The sequence below is a fragment of the Polaromonas sp. P1_F2 genome, assembly GCF_056405735.1.
The window spans coordinates 151960-175610 of the sequence record NZ_JBFUBN010000012.1 but is presented as its reverse complement, the minus strand read 5'-3'; the positions used below and the strand labels follow the sequence as shown (position 1 = coordinate 175610).

Here is a 23651-nt window from a genome sequence, read left to right as displayed (position 1 = left end):
ACGCCTGACGGAAACTAAGCAGTCGTAGTTGCCAGCAACACTTCAGACGCCTCCCCGTCCAAAGCCACCGCACAGTGCTCGACGCCATGCGGTACGACGATGAACTCTCCCGGCTCGACGATCTCTTCACGGTCGCGGAACCTCATGAGCAGGCGTCCCCGATGGACAAAGAACAGTTCATCGCCGTGCTGCCGGAATGACCAGGCAGAGCTTCCCTCGAACTTCGCAACCCTGAATTGCAGCTTGTTGACCTGGCCCTCGATCTTGCCGGCAGGCGCAGTTGACAGGTTCTTCTTGCGAATCGGCGAAAGGTGTTTGTTCAGGGCAGCGACGTCGCGAATGATGGCGCTGAGCTGGCTTGGCACGTCCTTCCCGCCGGCCGGGTATTTGCCGTCCAAAGCCGCGGTACCGATCGTAAAACCCGCTGCGCCGGCATTCTGGACGACGGCAATTCGTTCAGGGGTATCGATCGAACCCGCCATGAAGACAGGTTTGGAGACCGCCGCGCAAACGGCCTTCATCAAGTCGGGCACGTTTTCCGCCGAGCGGTAGGCCAGCAGGTCCAGGCCATGCACGCCGTCTTTGGCTGTGATCGCCCTGGCACTTTCAACAATTTCCTCGACGCTGCCTTCCAGCACGCTCGGGTGGCCGGTGATCCGGCCGGCGAACGGGAAGTACTGGATGCCGGTACCCTTGAGGATCGGCAGCACGTCGTCAACGCGTGTGCCCCCCAGAAGAACGTCAACGCCAATTTCGGCGGCTGCCTTTGCCGACACAATTTCGCTTTCGCGGTCCAGCGACACAACTTCCAGATAGGAGGTCGCCCCGCCCGCCTTGATGGCCGCATTGAGGCCCTTCAGCTGCTCGATCGGCAAGCCGATGTCTTTGAACCCCATGTGCCGCACGCCGAGGCTGAGCGCAGTCTGAAGTTGCTGCGACGCATCCGGAACCGTGCGGTCGTTGCGCGTAAGCATGAAGATGAAACGTAGGCCCATGATGGTGCTTCCTTTGACTTTGAATTAGTTTGTCTTGGTTTGCGCGGCGACGAGGCGCTTTGCATAGGCAAGCGCCGTTTCCAGGCTTGCATGGTCCGCGACACCCTTGCCCGCGATGTCGAATGCCGTGCCGTGATCCGGGCTGGTGCGCACGAAGGGCAGGCCCAGCGTGATGTTCACGCCTTTTTCCAGCCCGAGGTACTTCACGGGGATCAGCCCCTGGTCGTGGTACTGGGCCACGACAACGTCGAATCGGCCCTGGCGCGCCTGCATGAAAACCGTATCGCCGGGATAGGGGCCCGTGGCATCGATGCCCTCGGCTCGGGCCGCGTCGATTGCGGGCCGGATGATCCTGATCTCTTCATCTCCGAAGAGTCCCCCTTCCCCTGCGTGCGGGTTAAGGCCCGCCACGGCGACACGCGGGGCCGCGAAGCCGAGAGCCTTCCCCCCCTCGTGGGCAAGCCGGATGGCGGACATCTGGGCATCGAAATCGCCTTGTTCTATCGCTTTGCGCAGCGACGTGTGGATCGTGACAAGCACCGTGCGGATGTCGTCGTTCGCAAGCATCATCGCCACGCGCTTGGCGCCGCCGTAGTCGGCCAGGATCTCCGTATGGCCGGGGTAGCGGATTCCAGCGCTGGCCATCGCCTCTTTGTTGATCGGCGCCGTGACGACGCCGCTCACTTCTGCGGATTTGGCCGCCGCGATGGCTGCAACGATGGCGTCGAAGGCGGCCTGCCCGGAGACCGCGCTGATCTGCCCGACGGGCGGCGGCTCGGTGATGCGGGTGGCCTCGACGACTTCAATGACCCGCGGCTGGAACCGGGCCGCATCGGGCGCCTGGATGCGCCGTACCTCGATGTCCAGTCCGAGCCTGCGCACGGCGTCCTGCATGACGACATGGCTGCCGAACACGACGACGCGTTCGCCGCCCTTCGCCAGTACCTTCGCCACGATCTCCGGCCCGATGCCGGATGCATCGCCCATGGTCAGGGCAAGCGGGGGGGAAATATTCTTCACAGTGAATCCGTTCATAAAGGTTGGGTTGCTCCACGTAGCCGCGCGACAGCACGCTCCAGCGCGTCATCGCCGCCAAAGCCACCGGCCTTCATGGCGAGCAGGAGCGAGCGCCCATCGCCAAGCCTGGCGCGGCCCAGCGGGAATCCGGGATCAAGTTCTTGCAGGATCTCGAACTCACGGACATTGAGAAGATCCAGGATGGCTTCCATCGTGTCGCCACCGGTGGCGACCAGCGCGCCGAAGCGTGGGTCTTGAAGCTGCCCGGCCGCGTCTTGCGCAATACGGCGCAGCAGCGCGGCCGGGTCCTGCTCGCGCGTCCTGGGTCCGCGCAGCAGCATGACGCCGCCGGCCTGCTGGAGCTGGTCGGCCTGCAGGTGGCTGCGCAGGTTCGCGCTCCCGATGACGACCAGCACATCGCCGCTGATGCCATCGACCGATGGCGCCGGGGCCTTCGCCGGCGCAAAACGCCGCGACAGCGCCACTGCCATCCCGGGAGAGCCAACCCAGAGGACCGACTCCGGCTCCTCGATGGAAGCGATCTGCAAATCGAGTTCTTCCTGCGTCAGCGCATCGAGCAGCGTGACATTCGTGATGCGCTTCGGGACCAGGTCGGCCAGCGCGGAATGCCGCGCGGGATGTACGGGGTCCTGGCCATACGAACTCTGCGAGACCGGTATGCCGTCAACGAGCTGGATGCCGTCCACCGTCGTCCGCCCGGCCTGGGGGAAGGCCGGTGCAAACACCATGGATTTGCGGCCGCTCGCCGCAAAGCATGCTTCAAGCTCCTCCGTGATGTGGCCACGCAGCGTGGAGTCCACCGTTTTGTAGAGCAGGTCCCAGCCGGCAAGCTGGCCGGTCAATCGGGCGACGCGATCGAATGCCTGCGACGAAGTGGCGGACCGCGAAGCGCTGTCGACGGCAACCACCCCGGCCGCCTGGCGCGGAAGCTGGCCCCGTCCGATAGCCGCCGTCAGACCGCGAGCGACGAAAGGAGCCGCGCCATCCGCCGCGCTAGTCAGGTCGTCGGCGATGATCGCCATGCTGAGCTGGTTGAACGGGCTGGGCTGGTAACTGGTGCGCATGCATCAATTATCAAAACCTCATCGAGCTATGAAAAGCGATAGTTTCTGAGGGATACCGGTGATATATTGTCACCAATGGATCGTTCAGACATCCCCTCGCTCGACGACCTGCGGGCATTCGAAGCCACAGCGCGGCTGGGCTCGGTCCGGCTTGCGGCGGACTCGCTGGCGCTCACGCACGGCGCCGTCAGCCGCCGTATCACCAAACTTGCCAATGACATCGGGGTCAGCTTGTTTGAAAAGAACGGCCGAGGCCTGCGGCTCACACCGGCCGGGGAGACACTCAACCTCACCCTCGGCAGGTTCTTCGGTGAGTTGGGCGCCACCGTGCAAAGCCTGCGCGCCACCCGTGCCGGGAAGACCGCCCTGGTGCTCTCGTGCGAGCCTTCGGTTGCGGCGCGGTGGCTCATTCCCCGCTTGGGGGCTTTTCAAACGGCGCATCCGGGCATTGCCCTGCACCTCTCCGTGGGTGGAGGGCTTGTGGACTTTCGCAAGAACCAGGTGGATCTGGCGATTCGACGGCTGGATTTCGCCGTACCCGAGGCATGGAACGTCCGGACCCTTTTCGCCGAAAGGGTCGGGCCGGTGATGAGGCCGGAATGGGTGCCGCGCTTCGAACGCGGCGACTATCTCGCGCTAGGGTCGAAGACCCGGCCCGATGCATGGGCGCAATGGCTGAAGACCCATCCGTCGGCGCGCCGGCCCACGGAGATCCGCTACTACGACCATCACTCCCTGATCGTCGAAGCCGCGGCCGCGGGCCTGGGTGTCGCCCTGAGCCCGCTGGTGCTCGCCGTTGACGACGTGGAACGGGGAAGCCTGGCGGCGCCCGCCGGCTTTGACCCGGATGGCAGCCAGTATGGCTTGATATGGCAGGGGACTGGTGAACTGCAAGGCGTGGAGTTTGAACTCGCCGAGTGGCTGCTGGCGCAGTTCAGCCGCCTGAGCCCCGTAACAAACGCAGCGCCGGCACGGCACCCAAAAGCCGGGGCCAAGCAAAGTTCTGGCAAGCCCCCGGATTGAAGCGGATTCCACTTGCACCGCATGTGAATGCGGCATTTCGGAAGGCGGGGAATTCATAGACTCATATCCACCCCAACAGCGTGGATCCTTCTATGACATTCAAACCCAAATTCATCAGCTTCGACTGCTACGGCACGCTCATCAACTTCGAGATGGGCCCGACCGCCAAAAGCCTGTTCAAAGACCGCGTTCCGGCCGGCCGGATGCCGGCCTTCCTGGACAGCTTTCGGGCCTATCGCCTCGATGAGGTCCTGGGTGAGTGGAAGCCCTTCTTTGAGGTTGTGGAGAATTCGATCCGCCGTGCCTGCAAGGCGCACGGCATAGCCCACCAACCGTCGGACGCCGTGGCGCTGTATGACGCCATTCCCAGCTGGCAACCGCACCCGAACGTCGTCGAGGTCCTGGAGGCGATCGCGCCGCACGTACCGCTGGTGATCCTCTCGAACTCGATGGTCGATTTGATCCCGGCCAGCGTCGCCCACCTGAAGGCGAAGTTCCACGCGGTCTACACCGCCGAGGAAGCGCGCGCCTACAAGCCGCGCTTCCAGGCCTTCGAATACATGTTCGACCAGCTCGGATGCGCGCCTGACCAGATGATGCACGTCTCGTCGAGCTTCCGCTATGACCTGATGACAGCCTCCGACCTGGGCTTTATGGCCAAGGCCTTCATAGACCGCGGGCATGAGCCGACGTCCGACGCCTACGGTGTCAGCCGTTTGACCGACGTACGCCAGCTTCCCGGCCTGCTCGGCCTATGACCGAACTGAGCACCACCGCGCCCGACCTCGCGCCGGCGGCAGTGGAGGCCCTGGTCCGCCGCCTCTACGGCATCGAGGGCTCCACCCGGCCATTGGCGGGAGAGCGTGACCAGAACTGCCTGGTGGAGGCGGCTGATGGCTCTCGCTACGTCCTGAAGATCAGCAACCCGTCGGAGTCCCCCGCGGTCGTCGACTTCCAGATCGCGGCGCTGGACCACATCGCCCGCACGTCACCGGACCAGCCGGTGCCGCGCGTCATGCGGACACTGGCAGGACACACGCACGATACGGTCGCACTAGCCGCGGGCGTCCAGACACGCGTGCGCATGCTGAGCTACCTGGACGGCATCCAGATCCGCGAGACCGTGCGCACCGCCGCGCAGCGGCGCGCCATGGGCGCCGGGCTCGCCGGCCTGAACCGCGCGCTGCACGGTTTCGCGCATCCGGGCGCGGCGCACGACCTGCTGTGGAACGTCGCCACGGCGCACCGGCTGGGCACACAGCTCGACAGCCTCGTGGACGGCAAGCAGCGCGCGCTGGCCCAGGCCTTCATGACGCGCTTCACGACCCACGTGCTGCCGCGCCTGGCCTCGCTGCGCTCCCAGGTGATCCACAACGACTACCACCTCTACAACGTGCTGGTCGCCCCCGGCGACGAAGCGCGCATCGTGGGCATCATCGACTTTGGCGACATGGTGCACGCACCGCTGGTCGGCGAGGTGGCGACGGCCGCCGCCTTCCACATGGCCGGCAACGCCGATCCTTTCGAGGGACCGGCCCAGTTCGTGGCCGCCTATCACGCGGTGCTGCCGCTGACCGGCGCCGAACAGGAGGTCCTTGCAGACCTCCTGGCCACGCGCCACCTCATCACGGCGTTGATTTCCGAATGGCGCGCCGCGCGCTACCCGGAGAACCGCGCCTACATCATGCGGCACAACCCCGCGGCGTGGGACGGCTTGGCCCAAATGGCCGATCTTTCCCGCGACACCGCACGCGACCGGCTGCTGGCCGGCGTACACGTACACATACACACAGGAGCCACCCCATGAAAAGCACCACCGACCTCAACATGGTCAATGCCTATATCCCCGGCCGCGCCGACGTGGGCCCGGCCACCGCGCAAATGATCGCGCGCCGCGATGCCCTGCTCGGCCCGGCCTACCGCCTGATGTATGAACGGCCGCTGCACATCGTGCGCGGCGAAGGCGCCTGGCTGATCGACCCCGAGGGACGCCGCTACCTCGACGCCTACAACAACGTCACCTCGCTCGGGCATTGCCATCCGGCGGTGACCGAGGCGATCTGCCGGCAGGTGCAGACGCTGGCGACCAACACGCGCTATCTGCACGACACGATTCTCGAACTGGCCGAACGCCTGCTGGCGAGCGTGCCGGGGACCGGCCTGGCCCACCTGATGCTGACCTGCACGGGCAGCGAGGCCAACGACCTCGCCTATCGCATCGCCAAGGTCCGCACCGGCGGCACCGGCATGATCGTGACCGACACCGCCTACCACGGCATCACCGATGCGGTGGCCAAGTTCTCGCCCTCGCTGGGCCTGAGCGTCGATCTCGGCGCGCATGTGCGCCTGGTGCCGGCGCCGCGCCAGTACCACGCCGGGGGCGCCGACCTGTCCGAACGCTTCACCCGCGACGTCGAGGCAGCCATCGCCGACCTGCGGCGCCACGGCATCCAGCCGGCCGCACTGATTGTCGATTCGCTGTTCACCAGCGACGGCATCCTCCCCGGGCCGCAAGGCTTTCTGAAGGGCGCGGTCGACGCGATCAAGCGGGCGGGCGGCCTCTTCATCGCCGACGAAGTGCAACCCGGCTTCGGCCGGACCGGCGAACACCTTTGGGGTTTCCAGCGCCACGGCGTGGTGCCCGACATCGTCACCATGGGCAAACCGATGGGCAACGGCCAGCCGATCGCGGGACTGCTGGCGACCGCCGACGTCCTGGCCGAATTCGGCAAGAGTTCGCGCTACTTCAACACCTTCGCGGGCAACACCGTTTCCTGCGCGGCGGCGCTGGCGGTGCTGGACACAATAGAGCGGGATGGGCTGGTGCAGCATGCCGCCAGGGTGGGAAAAATCCTGCACGACGGCATCGCCGCCCTTACAGCCCGCCACGAGGCCATCGGCGACGTGCGCGGGGCCGGCCTGTTTGTCGGGGTCGAACTCGTTTCCGACCGGGCATCGCGGGCACCGGATCGCGAACTGACGAGCCAGGTGGTCAACCGGATGCGCGACAAGGGCGTGCTGATCAGCGCCTGCGCGATGGGGCACAACGTGCTCAAGATCCGTCCGCCTCTGGTGCTGTCGGCGGACCAGGCCGGCCTCGTCATCCGGGCGCTCGACGAATCCCTGGCCGAAGCGCGGGCGGCCTAGCTTCGATCAACATCCGGCGCTACCATCCGTCCATGACACCCGCCATGTCCCTGGACCGCTTCGACCTCAAGATCCTCGCGCACCTCGAGCGCGAGGGGCGCTGCTCGAACGTCGAGCTGGCCGACGCCGTCGGCCTGAGCCAGAGCCCGTGCCTGGTACGGACGAAGCGGCTGCAGGAGATCGGCGTGATTCGAGGTTATGGTGCCGACATCGCGCTGGAGAAGCTGGGCAACTGCGTGGTGGTTTTTTCGGAGGTGACGATCAGCAGCCACCGGCCTCCCGACTTCCGCAAGTTCGAACAGGCCGTGGACCGGCACGGCGAAATCGTGGAGTGGTACAACGTCAGCGGCGGTTACGACTACCTGCTGAAAATCGTGGCGCCTAACGTCGCCCATTTCCAGGCGCTGATGGAGAGCCTGCTAAAGGAAGACATAGGCATCGGGAAGTTTTCGAGCCGGATTGTCCTTCGCCAGTCATCGGGCAAACGCACCCATCCGCTCCATCTCATCGCGGCGCAGCTGGACCGGGGCTGAAAGCCGCGATCCTCAACGCGGCGGCCTGAGCCCGAACGCCAGCCTCACGCCCGCAGCCGCCATCAAACCCGCGGCCCAGAAGACACCCGCCGCGCCGATCAGCGAGCCCGCCGCGCCGGACAGCATGGGTATGCTCACGCTGGACGCGTTGATCACGATCACGCGCATGGCCACCGCTTCGCCGTAGCGATGCTGGGGCGCCAGCTGGTGCAGCAGGCTCATGACCATGGGCTGTACGCTACCCAGGGTGAAGCCCAGCAGCACGGAACACACGCCCATGGCCAGCGGCGCGTGCATCAGCGGATAGAGGCCGAACAGGAGGGCGGTGGCGGCCATCGCGCCGACGAGGATCGCCCATTCGCGCAGCTGTGCCGCCACCAGCGGCGTCAGCAGCCGGACGGCGGCGGCGGCAATGCCGAAGGCGCCCAGGATGCTGCCGATCACCGAAGCGGAGAAGCCGCGCTCGTGGCCGAGCACCGGCACCAGGAAGGTGTGCACGTCCCAGCACGATGACAGCAGACAGGTGACGATGAGGAGCCGGCGCAACCCCGGGTCGCGCCACAAGTCCCAGGCACCGCCTTTGCGGTAGGCCACGTCGGGCGGCATGGACACACGATCCGCCGCGCCGCGAACCGACAGCCAGCCCAGCAGCGGCAGCACGGCAATCGCCACGAAGGCTGCGCGAAACCCGGCGCTGTCGATCATGACGCCGGCCAGCACCGGGCCCAGGACATTGGACAAGGCCAGGCCAATTGCCAGCCATGAAAACGCCTTCCGGAGTGCGGCCGGGTCGGTCGCAATGCGCGCGGTGTGGCGCTGGACCGCGATGATGGCGACACCCCCCGCGCCGCCCGTGAGCACGGCGCTGGCGCACAGCACGGGGAACACCGGCCACGCGGCCGCCATCGCGCAACCGGCCACGGCCGCCAACACCGATCCCATGATCGGCCTCTTGAGCCCATGGCGTTCGCAGTAGCGGCCCGCGGGCAGCGCGAGGAAGACCTGGGCCAGCGCGAACAGCGCGATCAGGAACCCCACCGCCGTCTCGCCGTGGCCCAGGCGCAGCGCCTGCAGCGGCGCGGCCATACGTGTGCCGGTCACGCAGGCATTGAGGAAGAGCTGGGCCAGCACCAGCCGGGCCAGTTCACCGCCCGGGCCGGGGTGCGGGATGAACTTCAGGACAGCTTGTCCTTGAGGCGGTAGTAGGCGCCGACCAGCGGCAGGAACCAGGGAGGGCCGAAGTGGCCCGGGATGGCCGGCCAAGTGAAGTCTTTCCAGGGATTCAGGTCGGTGCGCCCGTCCATGACTTCCGCCATGATGCTTCCCATCAGTGTCGACATCTGGGTGCCGTGGCCGCTGTAACCCATGGAATAGTAGATTCCGTTGCGCTCGCCGGCGCGCGGCAGCCGGTCACGCGTCATGTCGACCATGCCGCCCCAGCAATAGTCGATGCGCGCATCGCGGAGTTCGGGAAACACCTCGTGCAATGCGGTGCGCAGGATGGCGCCGCTTTTTTCGTCCGACGCCGGGTCGGAGACGGCGAAGCGCGCGCGCCCGCCGAAGAGCAGCCGGTTGTCGGGTGTGGTGCGGAAATAGTTGACCAGGTTCTTCGTATCGACCGCCATCCTGCGTTTTGGCAGCAGCCGGTCCAGCGTCTCTATCGGCAGGGGTTCGGTGACGATCAGGAAGGCGCCGACCGGCACGATCCTGCGCCGTATCCAGCCCAACGGCCCAGTCTGTGAGGTGCCGCTCGCCAGGAATACCTGCTTGGCCTGGAGCCGGCCCGTCGGCGTTTCGACGATGTGGCCGCCGCCAGGCGCCGGCCGCAAGCCCGTCATCGGCGAGCGCTCGTGGATTTCGGCGCCGCGCCGCGCCGCCGCTTCCGCCAGGCCGCGCACGAAGCGCCCCACATGCATGCCGGCGCCCTTGCGGTAAATCAATCCGCCGTAATAGCGGTCCGAACCGACCTCGTTTGCCAGGTCCGCGCGGCTGACCATTTCCGTGTCGGGATCGACAGTGGCGGCCAGCAATTCCTGGCTGCGCAGCAGCTTCTCGTAGTGCTCGGGCTTGGCCGCCAGCTTGATCTTGCCGACGCGCGCGAAGCTGCAATCGATGTTCTCTTCGGCGACCAGGCGCTCGACCATGTCGACCCCGGCATCGAAAGCCCGGTAGAGCCGGTTCGCGACGTCCTTGCCGAGCTTGGCCGACATCATGCCGTAGTCCTGGGCGAAGCCGTTGTTGCACATGCCGCCGTTGCGGCCGGATGCCGCGTTGCCTATCGTGTCCGCTTCCAGCAGCACGACGCGAGCGCCCTTCTTGGCCAGCGCCAGGGCGGCCGAAGCACCGGTCAGGCCGCCACCGATCACCGCCACGTCGCAGCTGCCCTGCACCGGACCCGGGGTGGCGCTCTTGAAGGCTTGCGATGTGTCCAGCCAATAGGATGTCAATTTCATAGGGCCTCTTGAATCATTGTTGCCATTGTTGTGTTTAGTTGAAGGACTGGTTGGCGAGCGCGAACATGCGCGCCGGGCCGGGGGATGCAAGCGGTGTTCCGAGGACCATGGTCGTGGCCTTGTCGACCTGGCGCAGGCCGATGCGCGCTAGCCACGGCCCGAGCTGCAAGGCGGCGGAAGTATCGACCCGCACGAAGACGCTTCCGAGGCGCGAGAGCGCGGCCTCGATCAGGGCCTGCGCATCGCCCAGGTTTTCAGCGACCACGGGGCCAATGACATGGCCGCGGCCGAAGCGGCGGCAAATGGCATAGCCGCGCGGCGCGCCGTCGCGCAAAAGCACATCGGCATCGCCAAGCTCGATGAGCCGCCGCAGCGTCGCCGGCCTGGCCCAACCCGTCGCTTGCTGGTCGAGGTGCGCGACCGCTTCAAAATCCGATGCGGCCATCGCCCTGACGAGGCCGGGCGGCGGCGCCTCATGGCGCTCCGTGGGAATGCCCTGGTATTGCTCGATGACGCCGACGGGCACAAAGCCGCGGCGCTGGTAAAGCGCCTGGCCTTCGACCGTCGAGTTCAAGGTGATGGTGCGCGGGTGCGCCGCCGCCAGCAGCGCGTCCATCAGCCGGGCACCGTAACCACGGCCTTGGGCGGCCTTCGCGACGATGATCATCCCGGCGGAGGCATGGGTCTCGCCGTACGGCCACCAGGCCGCAGTGCCTATCACTTCGCCGGCTTCGTCCTGCAGCACGAAGCCCCGGCCCAGCTGGAGCGCGACCTCCCAGTCCTCGAGCCGGTAGGGCCAGGCCATCTCCTGCGACAGCTTGAGGGCGCCCTCCAGGTGGGCGTCGGCGAATGGAACAAGGTGCACACCGTCGTTCACTTGATGGCGGGCTTGGGGTGGTTGAGTCAAGGCGCTTGTCATGATGGCTCCGGTGCTATGGCTCAGGCCGTGACCCAGACCTTGCGCACGGTTTCAAGCGTGCGCCAGGTTCCGGTGTAGCCGGGCTTCATGATGAAACAATCGCCGGCCCGGTAGGTCACCGGGGCCTGTCCGTCCTCGGTGATCTCCGCCACCCCGGACAGGATCAGGCAGAACTCCCAGGTGTCGCCCTTGATGGAGCGATTGACCCCCGGGGTCGACTCGAACACGCCGGCGCGGACCTTGCCGTCCTTGGCGCTGTCGACGTCCCAGCTGCGGCACACGATGTCGCCTTCGATGACACGGTCGGCGGGCGGCCGGTATTCACGCGGCTCGCCCAGCTGGTCGAGCTTGAAGGTGACGAGGAGGTTGTTGGGCATGGCAAGCAGATCCTTCATGCGTCGAGCCAGACGTTTTCAGCGAAGTTATAGCCCATCAATCCGCCCAGCGGGATGGGTGACAGGCCCTTGAGTTTTTTCGTATGACCGTCGATGCTGGACATGAAGAAGGGGATGCCTATGCCTGAGTCTTCGTGGATCATGACCTGCATGTCGGCGTACATTTTGGCGCGCTTGGCCGTGTCGGGCTGCACCCGCGCGGCCAGCAGCAGCTGGTCGAATTTCGGGTTCTTCCAGCCTGCCTCGTTCCATGGCGCGTCAGACTTGAAGAACTGCGTGAACAGCAGGTCGGCCGACGGCCGGGGGTTGATGTTGCCGAAGCCCACCGGGTGCTTCATCCAGTGCTGCGACCAGTAGCCGTCCGCCGGCATGCGGCGCACGTCGAGGTTCAGGCCGATCTGGCGTGCGGCGTGCTGCATCACCAGCGCCATCTCCACCGAATAGGTCGCCGCAGGAGACACCACCACCGGGATGGCCGCGCTGCCAAGGTTGGCCTTCTGCACATGCCACTTTGCCTTCTCCGGGTCGTAGGGCCGCTGCTTGAGCCCCTTGAAGAAAAAGCGGTCGCTGGGGTGTATGGGCTGGTCGTTGGCGACCTCGCCGTAGCCCATCACGACGGACTTGACCATCTGCTCGCGGTTCACCAGGTGCTTCATCGCCAGCACGAAGTCCGGGTTGGCGCCGGGTGTGCTGTCACGGCGCATGACCAGGTCGGTGTAGAGGCCGGCCTTGGTCTCGAAGATCGCGTGCCTGGGGCTGCCCTGGATACGGTCCACCGAGCGCGGGTTGATGGCCATGGTCAGGTCGATCTCGCCGGTCAGCAGCGCGTTGACACGTGCCGCCTCGTCGCTGATGCCCACATACTCGATCTCGTCCAGGTAAGGGCGGCCGGGCTTCCAGTAGTTGTCGTTCCGCACGGCCAGCGAGCGCACGCCCGGCTTGAACTCCTTGAGCTTATAGGGGCCTGTGCCAATGCCCGCCATGTGCGCGTTCACGTCGGTGACGCCGTCGCGCAGGATATGGAAGTGCCAGGTACCCAGGATGGCCGGCAGGTCGGCGTTGGGTGCCACGAGGCGGATGGTCACTTCATGCGGGCCGGTGGCCTTCACCTCCTCGATCTGCTCGGCCAGCACCTTGGCCTTGGAACCGGTCGACGGGTCCTTGTGGCGCATGATGGAAAACACCACGTCGGCGGAGGTGAAGGGTTTGCCGTCGTGAAAGGTCACGCCCTGGCGCAGCTTGAAGACCCAGGTTTTGGCGTCCCTGGTGCTGAATTCCTCGGCCAGCGCGGGCTGCGGCGTCAGGCTGCCGTCAAGCGAGGTCAGCCCGTTGTAGAACATGCAGCTGCGGATGTAGTCGGTGTGGTTGGAGCACTTGGCCGGGTCCAGCGTGTCGCTGAGCGCGGCGGTCGCCCCGGCGACCTTGATGCGCCCGCCCTTGCGCGGGGCCGCCGCCTGCGCCGCAAACGCCGTCGAGGCCAGGCCGCCCGCCAGCATGGCCAGCACGTCGCGCCGGCTCGCGCCGTGCTGCAATTCGCCCATGATGCTGCGGCTTTCTTCGGGCCCGATCAGGCTGCTTGTCTGTTCTTGTTTTGTCATTGTGTTTATGTCTCCTCGGTGGAAAAAATCAGGCGAGCCTGGGCTTCACGGGACTCACGCGTTGCCGTAGATGATCCAGATCTTGCGGGTGGTCTCGATGCAGCGCCACTTGCCGACGTAGTCCGGCTTCATGACGAAGTTGTCGCCGGCCTGGATGCGGATGGGCTCCTTGCCGTCCTCGATCAGCTCCGACACGCCGGAGAGGATGTGGCAGTACTCCCAGACGCCGCCCTTGATCGAGCGGATGGTGCCGGGCGTGATTTCCCACACGCCGGTGCGCAGCTTGCCGTCGGCCGTCTGCTCCACGTCCCAGTTCGTGAAACGTGGATCGCCCTCGAGCAGGCGCTCGGGCAAGGGGCCGCTCTCGCGGCCGGGACCGAGGTTGTCGAGTTTGAAGAAAGTGAGGTTGCTCATGGGTAGCGGGTCCTGTTGCAATTGAACGAAGGCGGAAAGGCGGAAAGCGGGAAGGCGGGCGCGTGCCGGATTACAGGCCGACCAGCGCCGGCAGTCCGTTGATGTCACGGATCTCCACGTGGCTGTAGAACTCGCTGGGCTTGGGCTCGTGGCCGCGGTTGACGAACACCTTGTTCTTGATGCCCATGTCGTGGGCCGACATCAGGTCGTAGCGCGGGCTGGAGGACACGTGCAGGATGTCGTCCGGCGAACAGCCCAGCTGGTCGAACATGTACTCGAAGGCCTGCAGGCGCGGCTTGTAGGCGCCGGCGTCCTGCGCGGTGTACACCTTGTGGAAGGGCGCTTCGAGCTTGCGGACATTGGCGTCGATCTGCTCGTTCATGGCGTTGGACAGGATCACCAGCGGGATCTTGTTGCCCACGCGGGTAAGCGAGAACGGCACGTCGGTGTGCGGGCCCCAGGTGGGTACGGCGTCGTAGAACTTCTGCCCGTCCTCATCGCGGTAAGCGACCCCGTGGCGCTTGCAGGTGCGCGCCCACGCGGACTTGAGCACCTGGTCGTAAGGCTTCCAGTCGCCCATGGCCTCGTCCAGCCGCAGGGCGCTGAAGTCCTTGAGGAACTGCTGCATGCGCTCGGGCGGCAGTTGCTCTCCGACGATGCTGTGCGCCACCTCGTGCATGCGGAAGTAGATGAGCGTGCCGTAGCAATCGAAGGAGATGTACTTGGGTCGGAAAATCATGGTTTGCCTCGTGGGTGGTAGGGTGGAAAAAGGGTTCAGGCGACGGAGGGGAAACGGCCGGCAGGCACGGGGAGCGGGTGGCAGTCGACGGACATCGGTAAGCTTTATGTTGTACGCGGTGGTTCAATAGGAGCAATCCTAGGCAGCATTCGCCGCAGTTGTTGCGGTTCTGCGCGGCGCGAACGCAGCATTCATTCGCAGTACCGCGGGCTCCAGGCGCTTTGTGCCGTTCTTCCAGCGGCCGTGGCCGCCGCCAAGATCGTACAAGCCGCCGGCCCTTGCGCCGAGCATCATCTTCCCCAAACCGCCCTTGACGTTTTGAAGGAAAGCCCCATGCCCGACCACGTTTCCATTCCCCAGGCCGCACTTGAGGCGGTGGGCCGCCCGCTGCCCGACGGCGTGACGCTTCGCCGGCTGCAAGCGGACGATTTGGAAGCGGCGCAGGCGCTGTCGCGCGAGTTCCAGTGGCCGCATCGCCTGGAGGACTGGCAGTTCGGCCTCGCGCACGGCCAGGGCGTCGCCGCGGTGCGCGACGGCGCACTGGTCGGCACGGCGATGCATTGGGCCTGGGGGAAACAATACGCGTCGGTGGGCCTGGTGCTGGTATCCCCCCACATGCAGGGGCAGCGCGTGGGCCAGCACCTCATGCACGCGGTGATGGCGGGGCTGGAAGACCGCACCGTGATGCTGAACGCCACACCTGAAGGCCGCGGCTTGTACGAACGGATGGGCTTCGCCATCACGGGCGAGATCCGGCAGCACCAGAGCCTGGCGGCCCCGGCCCAGCTGGTGGCGCTGCCCCAGGGCCAGCGGCTGCGGCCGCTGGGACGCAACGACGCAAAAACGCTGGTCGCCCTTGATGCGCGATCGGCCGGCATGCCGCGCGAAGCCATGCTGCGCCAGCTGCTGGCCGAAGGCGAAACGGTGGTGCTGGCAAGCGGCGGCGAAGCCGTGGGATTCTCCGTCGTGCGGCGCTTCGGGCGCGGCCATGCCATCGGTCCGGTCGTGGCGCCGGACCTCACCAGCGCACAGGCGCTCGTCGGCCACTGGTGCAGCCGCTTTGCCGGCAAGTTCCTGCGCATCGATGTCGACGCCACCGGCGGGCTGCCCGAATGGCTGGAAGCGCAGGGCCTGCTGCGCGTGAGCACGGTCACGACCATGGTGCGCGGCGGGCCGCTGGAGCGGGGCCCGGCCGTGGGCGGCTGGGCGCTCGTTAATCAAGCGATGGGCTGACGATGGCGTTTTTGTACAAGGGCCCCGCGCAACGCGGGGCCGTGTGGGCCGAGCAATTCGCGCGCAGGATGCCGCAGATGCCGTTTCTGACCTGGCCCGAGATCGGGGATCCGGCGCAAGTGCGTTTCCTCGCGGCCTGGGAGCCTCCGCCGCGCATCACCGAAGCCCTTCCCAATCTGGAGCTGCTGTTCTCGGTGGGGGCCGGTGTGGACCAGTTCGACTTCTCGGCATTGCCACCCGGGCTCACCGTGGTCCGGATGGTGGAGCCGGGCCTGACGGCTTGCATGTGCGAATACGTCAGCTGGGCCGTGCTGTCGCTGCACCGGGAGATGCCGCAGTACCTGCATCAGCAAAGCCTGGGCCAATGGAAGGAGCGCCCGGTGCGGCCGGCCTCCACGCGGCGTGTGGGCGTGATGGGCATGGGCATGCTGGGGCGCGCGGCGCTCGCGCAGCTGCGGCTGCTGGGCTTTGACTGCGCGGGCTGGAACCGCTCGCGCCGCGACGAGCCGGGCGTGCGCTGCTACAGCGGCGAGGCGGAACTGGACGAATTCCTGGCGCGCACCGACATCCTGGCCTGCATGCTGCCGCTCACGCCCGAAACGCGCGGCATTCTCGGCCGGCGCGTGTTCGACGCGCTGCCGGAAGGCGCCGGCCTGGTCAACGCCGCGCGCGGCGGCCACCTGGTGGAAGCCGACCTGCTCGCCGCGCTGGAAAGCGGGCGGCTCTCGGCCGCGGTCCTGGATGTCTGCGAGCCGGAGCCGCCCGCGCAGGGCCACCCGTTCTGGAAGCATCCGCGTATCTGGCTCACGCCCCATATTGCCAGCGCGACCCAGGCAGAAACCGCGGGTGAAGCGCTGCTGGACAACCTGCGGCGATACGCGTTCGGCCTGCCGCTTGAGGGCGTGGTGGACCGCTTGCGCGGGTACTAGGAGTCTGGGCCCCGTCCACGGGCCCCGGGTCCGCAGAATCTTCTACCGTAGGCGCGCGAACAACAGCATGGTCGTGCGCGCGCAAGGGGGACAAGCCGCAGCACCCGCTGCGCACTCGCGCCTAAGCTTGTGCCCATGATGTCCACCAAAACCCTCTCCCTTGATTCACTTGTGGCGCTCGACCGCGCGCACCTGATCCATCCCGTGGCCAACTGGCGCGGCCATGAGCAACGCGGCGCCACGGTGCTGCGCTCCGGCAAGGGCGCCTGGCTGCGCGACGCCGACGGCCGCGAGCTGCTCGATGCCTTCGCCGGCCTGTGGTGCGTCAACATCGGCTACGGCCACGAAAGCGTCGTGGAAGCCGCCGCGCGCCAGATGCGCGAGCTGCCCTACGCGACGGGTTATTTCAGCTACGCCAGCGAACCGGCCATCCGCCTGGCCGCCAAGCTCGTGGAGATCGCGCCGCCCGGGCTGGAGCACGTCTACCTGACGCTGGGCGGCTCCGAGGCGATCGATGCGGCCGTGCGCCTCATCGTGCAGTATTACAACGCCACGGGCCGGCCGAGCAAGAAGCACTTCATCGCGCTGGAACGCGGCTACCACGGCTCTTCCTCCACCGGCGCCGGCCTGACGGCCCTGCCCGCCTTCCATCGCGGGTTCGACCTGCCGCGCCCCGAGCAGCACTACATCCCCTCGCCTTATCCCTACCGCAGCCCCGTGGGCGATGACCCGCAAGCGCTGATCGCGGCTTCGGTGGCCTCGCTGCGCGAGAAGGTCAACACGCTGGGCGCGGAGAACGTCGCCGCCTTTTTCTGCGAACCGATCCAGGGCTCGGGCGGCGTGATCGTGCCGCCGGCGGGCTGGCTTAAGGCCATGCACCAGGCCTGCCGCGAGCTGGACATCCTGTTCGTGGCTGACGAGGTGATCACCGGCTTCGGCCGCACCGGCCCGATGTTCGCCTGCGATGCCGAGGGCGTGTCGCCGGACCTGATGACCGTCGCCAAGGGGCTGACCTCCGGCTATGCGCCCATGGGCGCGCTGCTGATGTCCGAGCGCGTATACGCCGGCATCGCCGACGGCACGCCGGCCGGCGCGCTGGTAGGCCACGGCGCCACCTATTCCGCGCACCCGGTGAGCGCCGCCGTGGCGCTGGAAGTGATACGGCTTTACGAAGAGGGCGGCATTCTCGCCAACGGCCAGCGCGTCGCACCGCACTTCGAGGCCGGATTGCGGTCCATGCTGCGCCATCCGCTGGTGGGCGACGCACGCTCACGCGGGCTGCTGGGCGCGCTGGAGCTGGTGAGCGACAAATACACCAAGGCCGGTTTCGACCCCGCGCTGCAGCTGCCCGACCGCATCGCCAAAGCGGCTTATGAGAACGGCCTCATCTTCCGCGCTTTCGGCGACGGCATCCTGGGCTTCGCGCCGGCCCTGTGCTTCACGCCCTCGGAGTTCGAGCAGATGTTCGAGCGGCTGAACCGCACGCTGGACACCGTGCTGGATCAGCCCGAAGTGCGGCGCGCCCTGGCTTGACCTGATTGACTTGGGCGTGGAACTTGCTTAAATGGAGTTAACGATGAACACCTCCACCGGCAACCCCAAGCTTGACCGCCTCGACCTGCGAATCCTGTGCCACCTGCAGAAGAACGGGCGCGCCTCCAACGTGGAGATCGCCGACGCCGTCGGCCTGTCACCCAGCCCCTGCCTGGTGCGCGTGAAGCGGCTGGAGCAAGCCGGCTATATCGCCGGCTACGGCGCGCAGATACGGCTGGAGAAGCTGGGCGACACGCTGCTGGTGTTCACCGAGGTCACGCTGCAGGACCACAAACGCGAAGACTTCGTCAAGTTCGAGATGAGCATCCGGCCGATCGACGAGATCGTGGAATGCCACCTGGTCAGCGGCGGCTACGATTACCTGCTGAAGTTCGTCACACGCGGTGTGAACCACTACCAGGAGATCGTCGAAGGCCTGCTGGAGGCCAACATCGGCATCGAAAAGTACTTCAGCTACATCGTGATCAAGACGCCTTTCGTCAAGAACTTCTACCCGATAGAGCAGCTGATCCAGCCGCACGTTTAAGCGGGCCGCGGGCCGCAGCTTTTGCTGCAGCCCGGCCCGATTCGACATTTGCTGCTGCACCGGCGTCCGTTTCCGGTGCCATCTCCGGTGGGGCCGGCCTACGCTTGGAGCATGAACCCTCCTTCCCGCATCCCCGCGCCTGCCCGCTCGGCCGCAGCGATCCAGCGTGTGCAGCGGCACATCCACGAGAACCTCAACCAGGCGCTGTCACTGTCGGAGCTGGCCGATCTTGCCGGGCTCAGCATCTGGCGCTTCGCCACCGTGTTTCGCCAGCAGGTGGGCGTTTCCCCGCATCGCTACATCTGCCGGCTCCGCCTGGCACGCGCACAGGCCCTGATCCGGCAGGGGATGCCGGTCGCCAGCGCGGCCAGCGAGGCGGGCTTCTACGACCAAAGCCATCTCTCGCGGCACTTCAAGACCGTGTTCGGCATGACACCCGGGCAGTACCTGACGACCGCCGGCCAGCCGCGAACGGCATGCTGAGCCCCACCATGACGCAGGAAATCGCGGACCTGGTGCCCGACCTGGTCGCGCTGCGCCGCGACCTGCACGCGCACCCGGAGCTTGCCTTCAAGGAACACCGCACGGCCGGCATCGTCGCAGAGGCCCTGCGCGACCTGGGGCTGGAGGTGCATGAGGGCATAGGTGGCACTGGCGTTGTCGGCGTGCTGCGCGCCGGCAGCGGACAGTGCAGCGTGGGACTGCGCGCCGACATGGACGCGCTGCCCATTCTTGAGCAAGGCGAACGGCCTTACGTCAGCCGGTTCCCCGGCGTCCACCACGGCTGCGGGCACGACGGGCACACCGCCATGCTGCTGGGCGCGGCACGCCAGCTGGCGCGCACCCGCCGCTTCGACGGCACCGTCAACTTCATCTTCCAGCCGGCGGAGGAAGGCCGGGGCGGCGCGCGCGCGATGGTCCAGGAAGGGCTCTTCGAGCGCTTCCCCTGCGACGCGGTCTACGCCCTGCACAACTGGCCGGAGCTGCCCGCCGGCACGGCCCAGACGCGGCCGGGCGCCATCATGGCGGCCGCGGATCGCTTCGACATCGTGGTGCGGGGCCGGGGCGGCCACGCGGCCCAGCCGCACCGCACGCCCGACGCGGTGCTTGCCGCAAGCGAGCTGGTCACCCAGCTGCACACCATCACCTCGCGCCGCATCCCGCCCACCGAGAATGCGGTGCTTTCGGTCACGCGCATCAGCGGCGGCCAGTCGCACAACGTGCTGCCCTCCGCGGTCGAACTGACGGGCACGGTGCGCAGCTTCGATGCCGGTGTCCAGGACACCATCGAAACCGCCATCCGGCAGATCGCGCAAGGCGTGGCACAGGCCACGGGCACCTCGATCGAAGTGGAGTACGTGCGCTACTACCCGGCCACCGTGAACACGCCGCAACAAGCATCGCTGGCCCTGCGCGCCGCCGAGACCGCCGGCCTGCAAGCCTCGGTGGCGCCCTCCGCGGCGTTCACGTCCGAGGATTTTGCGTTCATGCTGAAGGCCAGGCCCGGCGCCTACCTCTGGCTGGGCCAGGGCGCCGGCCCGGGACGCGAAGCCACCCCGTCATTGCACCATCCCAGCTACGACTTCAATGACGAGGTATTGCCCTTGGGCGTGAGCTGGTTTGTTCAGGTGGCGAGTCTTGCGCTGGCGGGCTGACCCGCTGCTAGGCCGTTGACTTGATTGACCCCAGCACCCGGTCGACCATCACGCCCGCCTGGCCCAGGTTGTTCATCGGGTCGCAGAACGAGGCCAGCTGTTCGCGTGTCACGTGCTTCTTGATCTGCGGATGCTCCGCCAGCAGGTCGATCAGCGGGCGCTTTTGCTGGAGCGCTTCGCGGCAGATGTCATAGACCAGGTCGTGCGCATATTCGCGCCCGATGTAGGGGCCCAGGCCCATCATCACGGCCTCCGACATCACGAGGCCGTGGGTCATGTCGATGTTGCGGCGCATCTGCGCAGCATCGACTTCAAGGCCCGCGAGGATGAACTTGGTCTGCTTGAGCGCGCCCGAGATCAGGCAGAAAATCTCGGGCATCGCCACCCATTCGATTTCCCACGGGCCGGTGGAGCGCTCATGGTCGGCGACCATCGCGTCCATCAGCGATGCGGCCAGCTGGCGCACCACGGAGATGTTGGCGTGGATGTAGAGGCAGGAGATCGGGTTGCGCTTTTGCGGCATGGTCGACGAGGAGCCGCGGCCGGGCGCGAAAGGCTCGAACACTTCCGCGACTTCGGTCTGCATCAGCAGCTTCACGTCCATCGCGATCTTGCCGAGTGAGCCGCCAACAATGCCCAAGAAGGCGCCGACTTCGGCGAAGTTGTCGCGCACGGTGTGCCACGAAATCAGCGGCTGCCCGAGTCCGAGTTCCTTCATGAGGCCGGCCTGGGTTTCCATCGCACCTTTTTCGAGCGAGGACAGCGTGCCCGACGCGCCGCCGAACTCGCCGACCAGCACACGCGGCTTGAGCTGCGTGAGGCGCTCGCGGTGGCGCTCGATGCCGGCGAGGATGCTGGCCATCTTGTAGCCGAAGGTGATGGGCGTCGCCTGCTGCAGGTTGCTGCGGCCGATGATGGGCGTGTCGCGGTGGGCGCGCGCCAGTTTGGCGAGCGAAGCCGAGATGTCGGCGAGATCGGCCTCGACCAGCGCGAGGCCCTCGCGTATCTGCAGCACGGCAGCCGTGTCGGTGATGTCCTGCGTGGTGGCGCCCCAGTGGCAGTATTCGCCCAGGCCGTCCTTGCAATGCGCGTTGATCTGGTTGACCACGGCGATGATCGGGTAGCCGATCTGTTCGGTCTTGGCCTTGAGCTTGGCCCAGTCGATCTGGCTGGGCTCGCAGTTCTTCACGATCTCCTCGGCCGCCTCTTTGGGAATGATGCCGAGGGCGCCTTGGACCTTGGCGAGCGCGCGCTCGATGTCCAGGTATTTGGCGGTGCGGTTCTCGTCCGACCAGACATGCCGCATGGCGGCATCGCTGAACATGTCGCCGAAAATTTTTGAGTCGATGATGGTTGCGGACATAGCTTCTCCGTTGGGTTATGTTGGGTTAGTTGGGTTATGTATCTTGTGAAAAATCAGGGATGCGTTCGGCCAGGGCCAGGATGCGCTCGGCTTTGAGGACCACCGGGCGATCAACCATCTTCCCGTCGAGCTGGATGGCGCCGCCGCCGGCCGCGCGCGAGGCGTTCAGGATGCGTTGTGCCCAGGCTTGCTCTTCGGCGCCGGGCCGCAGCGCGCGATGCACCGCGGCAACTTGCGCGGGATGTATGCACATCTTGGCGCCGAAACCGAGGCGGCGTGCCTGCGCCATGTCGGCGGCAACACGGTCCGCGTCGATGTCGGGCGTGACGCCGGCCACGGGCGAAGGCAAACCCGCAGCGCGTGAAGCAACGGCAAGCTGGATCGCGGCGTGCTGCAGCGCCGGGCTGTCGGCGGGAATGTCGAGGTCGGCCATGTAGTCGAGCGAGCCGAAGGCCAGGCGCGCGATGCCCGGTGCGGTGGCAAGATCGAAGGCGGCCAGCAGGCCACGCGCTGTTTCGACCAGAGGCAACACGGTGGCGCCCGCAACGAGCGGAGCGAGAACGTCGGCAAGCTGCCGCCGGCTTTCGCACTTCGGAAGCATGACGCAGGCGGCCCGCACCTGCCGCAGGAGCTGCAGGTCGTCCGCGTACCAGGCCGTGCTCGCATCGTTGATGCGGATCAACACCTTACCGCGAATCTCTTCGTTGGCGGAGGACATCCACGCAGCGATGGCTTCGCGCGCGGCAGCCTTGCCGGAGGGCGAGACCGCGTCTTCCAGGTCGATGATGACGCGGTCGGCACCCGAGGCCAAGGCCTTGGCGAATCGCTCGGGCTGGTGGCCCGGCACGAACAGGTAGCTCAGCGGCACGGCGGTCGGCATGCTCATACGGCGCCTTCCGCGCGCAGCTGGGCGATCTGTTCGGTGCCATAGCCGAAGTGGTTCAGGATCGTGTCGGTGTGTTGGCCCAGTGCGGGCACGGCGTCCATGCGCGGGGCGCCGTGCTGCCAGGAACCGGGCGGCAGCATGGCGGGCACGGCGCCGGCCGGGGTATTGATTTCACGCCAGCGTGCGCGGGCTTCGAGCTGCGGATGCTTCCACAGCTCGCTCATGGTGTTGACCTGGGCGTTGGCGATGCCGGCGGCTTCCAGCCGCTCGACCACTTGCGCGGCGCTCAGGGTGCTGAAGGTTTCGACGATGAGTGACGAGAGTTCGCCCCGGGCGGCGCTGCGCTGTGCGTTGCCAGCAAAGCGCGGGTCGCTGGCAAGCGCGGGCTGCAGCAGCACCTTTTCGCAAAACACCTTCCATTCGCGTTCGTTCTGCAGGCCCATCATCACGGTCTTGCCGTCGCCGGCCAGGAACGGGCCGTAGGGGTAAATCGTCGCGTGGCTGGCGCCCGTGCGCTGGGGCGGCGCCGCGCCTTCGAAGGCGTAATAAAGCGGGTAGCTCATCCACTCCGACAGCGACTCAAGCATCGAGATGTCGATGCGCTGGCCTTCGCCGGTCTGCTGGCGGTGCATGAGCGCGCCCAGGATGTTGGTGTACGCATACATGCCGGCGGCGATGTCGGCGATCGACGGGCCGGCCTTGGACGGTGTGTCGGCCGTGCCGGTCACCGAGACGAAACCGGCCTCGCTCTGGATCAGCAGGTCATAGGCCTTTTTGTCGCGGTAAGGGCCGTCGTCGCCGTATCCCGAGATGTCGCACACGATGATGCCGGGCTTGCGTTTGGACAAGGCTTCGTACGACAGGCCGAGCCGCGCGGCGGCGCCCGGCGCGAGGTTTTGCACCACGACGTCTGCCTCTTCGAGGATCAGGCGCATGAGGATTTTCTGCGCCTCCTCGTGCTTGACGTCCAGCGTCAGGCTTTCCTTGGAGCGGTTGGTCCAGACGAAATGCGACGCCAGGCCCCGCACACGGCTGTCGTAGGCCCGCGCGAAATCGCCCACACCGGGGCGCTCGACCTTGATGACACGCGCGCCCATGTCGGCCAGTTGCCGTGTGGCGAAGGGCGCCGCGATGGCGTGTTCGAGCGTGACGACGGTGATGCCTTTGAGTGGTTGCATGGCGTTTCC

General features: G+C 66.6%; 24 protein-coding genes. 11 read left to right on the top strand and 13 right to left on the bottom strand.

The features are described 5' to 3' along the window. Nucleotides 1–14: 14 nt before the first annotated feature. The 3 genes from AC1D0O_RS21095 to AC1D0O_RS21085 are packed head-to-tail and all read right to left on the bottom strand — an operon-like array spanning nucleotide 15 to nucleotide 3097. The gene (locus AC1D0O_RS21095; protein WP_477655447.1) at nucleotides 15–995 is read right to left on the bottom strand and encodes a cupin domain-containing protein; all 981 of its coding nucleotides are present in this window, start codon (nucleotides 993–995) and stop codon (nucleotides 15–17) included. A 24-nt stretch (nucleotides 996–1019) separates the two neighbouring features. After that, the gene (gene pdxA, locus AC1D0O_RS21090; protein WP_477655446.1) at nucleotides 1020–2030 is read right to left on the bottom strand and encodes a 4-hydroxythreonine-4-phosphate dehydrogenase PdxA; all 1011 of its coding nucleotides are present in this window, start codon (nucleotides 2028–2030) and stop codon (nucleotides 1020–1022) included. Further along, nucleotides 2027–3097, bottom strand: a complete 1071-nt coding sequence (locus tag AC1D0O_RS21085) for a four-carbon acid sugar kinase family protein (protein WP_477655445.1) — start codon at nucleotides 3095–3097, stop codon at nucleotides 2027–2029. The genes pdxA and AC1D0O_RS21085 overlap by 4 nt, the downstream gene beginning before the upstream one ends. A 75-nt stretch (nucleotides 3098–3172) precedes the next feature. Here AC1D0O_RS21085 and AC1D0O_RS21080 point away from each other — a divergent pair, with 75 nt between their 5' ends. From AC1D0O_RS21080 to AC1D0O_RS21060, 5 genes are all read left to right on the top strand, one after another. Then, entirely contained in the window at nucleotides 3173–4120 is a 948-nt protein-coding gene (locus AC1D0O_RS21080) for a LysR substrate-binding domain-containing protein (protein ID WP_477655444.1), read from the top strand. A 92-nt stretch (nucleotides 4121–4212) separates the two neighbouring features. Then, nucleotides 4213–4878 (top strand): haloacid dehalogenase type II, encoded by a 666-nt coding sequence (locus AC1D0O_RS21075; RefSeq protein ID WP_477655443.1) that lies wholly within the window; start codon nucleotides 4213–4215, stop codon nucleotides 4876–4878. Continuing rightward, on the top strand, nucleotides 4875–5927 hold the full coding sequence (locus AC1D0O_RS21070; RefSeq protein ID WP_477655442.1) for a phosphotransferase: 1053 nt from the start codon (nucleotides 4875–4877) through the stop codon (nucleotides 5925–5927). Before AC1D0O_RS21075 ends, AC1D0O_RS21070 begins: the two co-directional genes overlap by 4 nt. Further along, complete coding sequence (locus tag AC1D0O_RS21065; RefSeq protein ID WP_477655441.1) at nucleotides 5924–7267, top strand: aspartate aminotransferase family protein; 1344 nt, start codon at nucleotides 5924–5926, stop codon at nucleotides 7265–7267. The genes AC1D0O_RS21070 and AC1D0O_RS21065 overlap by 4 nt, the downstream gene beginning before the upstream one ends. Before the next feature lie 32 nt (nucleotides 7268–7299). Further along, a complete protein-coding gene (locus AC1D0O_RS21060; protein ID WP_477655440.1) occupies nucleotides 7300–7800 on the top strand; it encodes an Lrp/AsnC family transcriptional regulator in 501 nt (166 codons plus the stop codon). Nucleotides 7801–7812: 12 nt separating this feature from the next. On the opposite strand, the gene AC1D0O_RS21055 is transcribed toward AC1D0O_RS21060, so the two are convergent. From AC1D0O_RS21055 to AC1D0O_RS21025, 7 genes are all read right to left on the bottom strand, one after another. Next, nucleotides 7813–8931 (bottom strand): MFS transporter, encoded by a 1119-nt coding sequence (locus AC1D0O_RS21055; protein ID WP_477655439.1) that lies wholly within the window; start codon nucleotides 8929–8931, stop codon nucleotides 7813–7815. A 44-nt stretch (nucleotides 8932–8975) separates the two neighbouring features. Further along, the gene (locus tag AC1D0O_RS21050; RefSeq protein ID WP_477655438.1) at nucleotides 8976–10253 is read right to left on the bottom strand and encodes an NAD(P)/FAD-dependent oxidoreductase; all 1278 of its coding nucleotides are present in this window, start codon (nucleotides 10251–10253) and stop codon (nucleotides 8976–8978) included. A 34-nt stretch (nucleotides 10254–10287) separates the two neighbouring features. Further along, the gene (locus AC1D0O_RS21045; RefSeq protein ID WP_477655437.1) at nucleotides 10288–11172 is read right to left on the bottom strand and encodes a GNAT family N-acetyltransferase; all 885 of its coding nucleotides are present in this window, start codon (nucleotides 11170–11172) and stop codon (nucleotides 10288–10290) included. A 20-nt stretch (nucleotides 11173–11192) separates the two neighbouring features. Then, entirely contained in the window at nucleotides 11193–11549 is a 357-nt protein-coding gene (locus tag AC1D0O_RS21040) for a cupin domain-containing protein (protein ID WP_457306422.1), read from the bottom strand. Between the two features lie 14 nt (nucleotides 11550–11563). After that, nucleotides 11564–13165 (bottom strand): ABC transporter substrate-binding protein, encoded by a 1602-nt coding sequence (locus tag AC1D0O_RS21035; RefSeq protein ID WP_477655436.1) that lies wholly within the window; start codon nucleotides 13163–13165, stop codon nucleotides 11564–11566. Nucleotides 13166–13219: 54 nt separating this feature from the next. Then, the gene (locus tag AC1D0O_RS21030; protein WP_477655435.1) at nucleotides 13220–13579 is read right to left on the bottom strand and encodes a cupin domain-containing protein; all 360 of its coding nucleotides are present in this window, start codon (nucleotides 13577–13579) and stop codon (nucleotides 13220–13222) included. Nucleotides 13580–13649: 70 nt separating this feature from the next. Next, nucleotides 13650–14318, bottom strand: a complete 669-nt coding sequence (locus tag AC1D0O_RS21025) for a haloacid dehalogenase type II (protein WP_477655434.1) — start codon at nucleotides 14316–14318, stop codon at nucleotides 13650–13652. A 333-nt stretch (nucleotides 14319–14651) separates the two neighbouring features. Between AC1D0O_RS21025 and AC1D0O_RS21020 the strand changes: the two genes are divergently transcribed. From AC1D0O_RS21020 to AC1D0O_RS20995, 6 genes are all read left to right on the top strand, one after another. Next, nucleotides 14652–15551, top strand: coding sequence for a GNAT family N-acetyltransferase (locus AC1D0O_RS21020; RefSeq protein ID WP_477655433.1), 900 nt, complete (start codon nucleotides 14652–14654; stop codon nucleotides 15549–15551). Nucleotides 15552–15553: 2 nt separating this feature from the next. After that, complete coding sequence (locus tag AC1D0O_RS21015; protein ID WP_477655432.1) at nucleotides 15554–16480, top strand: 2-hydroxyacid dehydrogenase; 927 nt, start codon at nucleotides 15554–15556, stop codon at nucleotides 16478–16480. A 135-nt stretch (nucleotides 16481–16615) separates the two neighbouring features. After that, on the top strand, nucleotides 16616–18013 hold the full coding sequence (locus AC1D0O_RS21010; RefSeq protein WP_477655431.1) for an aminotransferase class III-fold pyridoxal phosphate-dependent enzyme: 1398 nt from the start codon (nucleotides 16616–16618) through the stop codon (nucleotides 18011–18013). Between the two features lie 43 nt (nucleotides 18014–18056). Continuing rightward, a complete protein-coding gene (locus AC1D0O_RS21005; RefSeq protein WP_477655430.1) occupies nucleotides 18057–18560 on the top strand; it encodes an Lrp/AsnC family transcriptional regulator in 504 nt (167 codons plus the stop codon). Nucleotides 18561–18671: 111 nt separating this feature from the next. Continuing rightward, nucleotides 18672–19043, top strand: coding sequence for a helix-turn-helix domain-containing protein (locus AC1D0O_RS21000; protein ID WP_477655429.1), 372 nt, complete (start codon nucleotides 18672–18674; stop codon nucleotides 19041–19043). Further along, a complete protein-coding gene (locus tag AC1D0O_RS20995) occupies nucleotides 19037–20215 on the top strand; it encodes a M20 aminoacylase family protein (RefSeq protein ID WP_477655428.1) in 1179 nt (392 codons plus the stop codon). The genes AC1D0O_RS21000 and AC1D0O_RS20995 overlap by 7 nt, the downstream gene beginning before the upstream one ends. A gap of 7 nt (nucleotides 20216–20222) precedes the next feature. Here AC1D0O_RS20995 and AC1D0O_RS20990 read toward each other — a convergent pair whose 3' ends face one another. From AC1D0O_RS20990 to AC1D0O_RS20980, 3 genes are read right to left on the bottom strand one after another with little or no spacing between them, the layout of a single operon-like run. Further along, entirely contained in the window at nucleotides 20223–21578 is a 1356-nt protein-coding gene (locus AC1D0O_RS20990; RefSeq protein WP_477655427.1) for a class-II fumarase/aspartase family protein, read from the bottom strand. Between the two features lie 34 nt (nucleotides 21579–21612). Continuing rightward, nucleotides 21613–22464 carry an HpcH/HpaI aldolase/citrate lyase family protein gene (locus tag AC1D0O_RS20985; RefSeq protein ID WP_477655426.1) on the bottom strand — a complete coding sequence of 284 codons (852 nt, stop codon included), beginning with the start codon at nucleotides 22462–22464 and terminating at the stop codon, nucleotides 21613–21615. Next, on the bottom strand, nucleotides 22461–23642 hold the full coding sequence (locus AC1D0O_RS20980; protein WP_477655425.1) for a CaiB/BaiF CoA transferase family protein: 1182 nt from the start codon (nucleotides 23640–23642) through the stop codon (nucleotides 22461–22463). The genes AC1D0O_RS20985 and AC1D0O_RS20980 overlap by 4 nt, the downstream gene beginning before the upstream one ends. Between the last annotated feature and the right edge of the window lie 9 nt (nucleotides 23643–23651).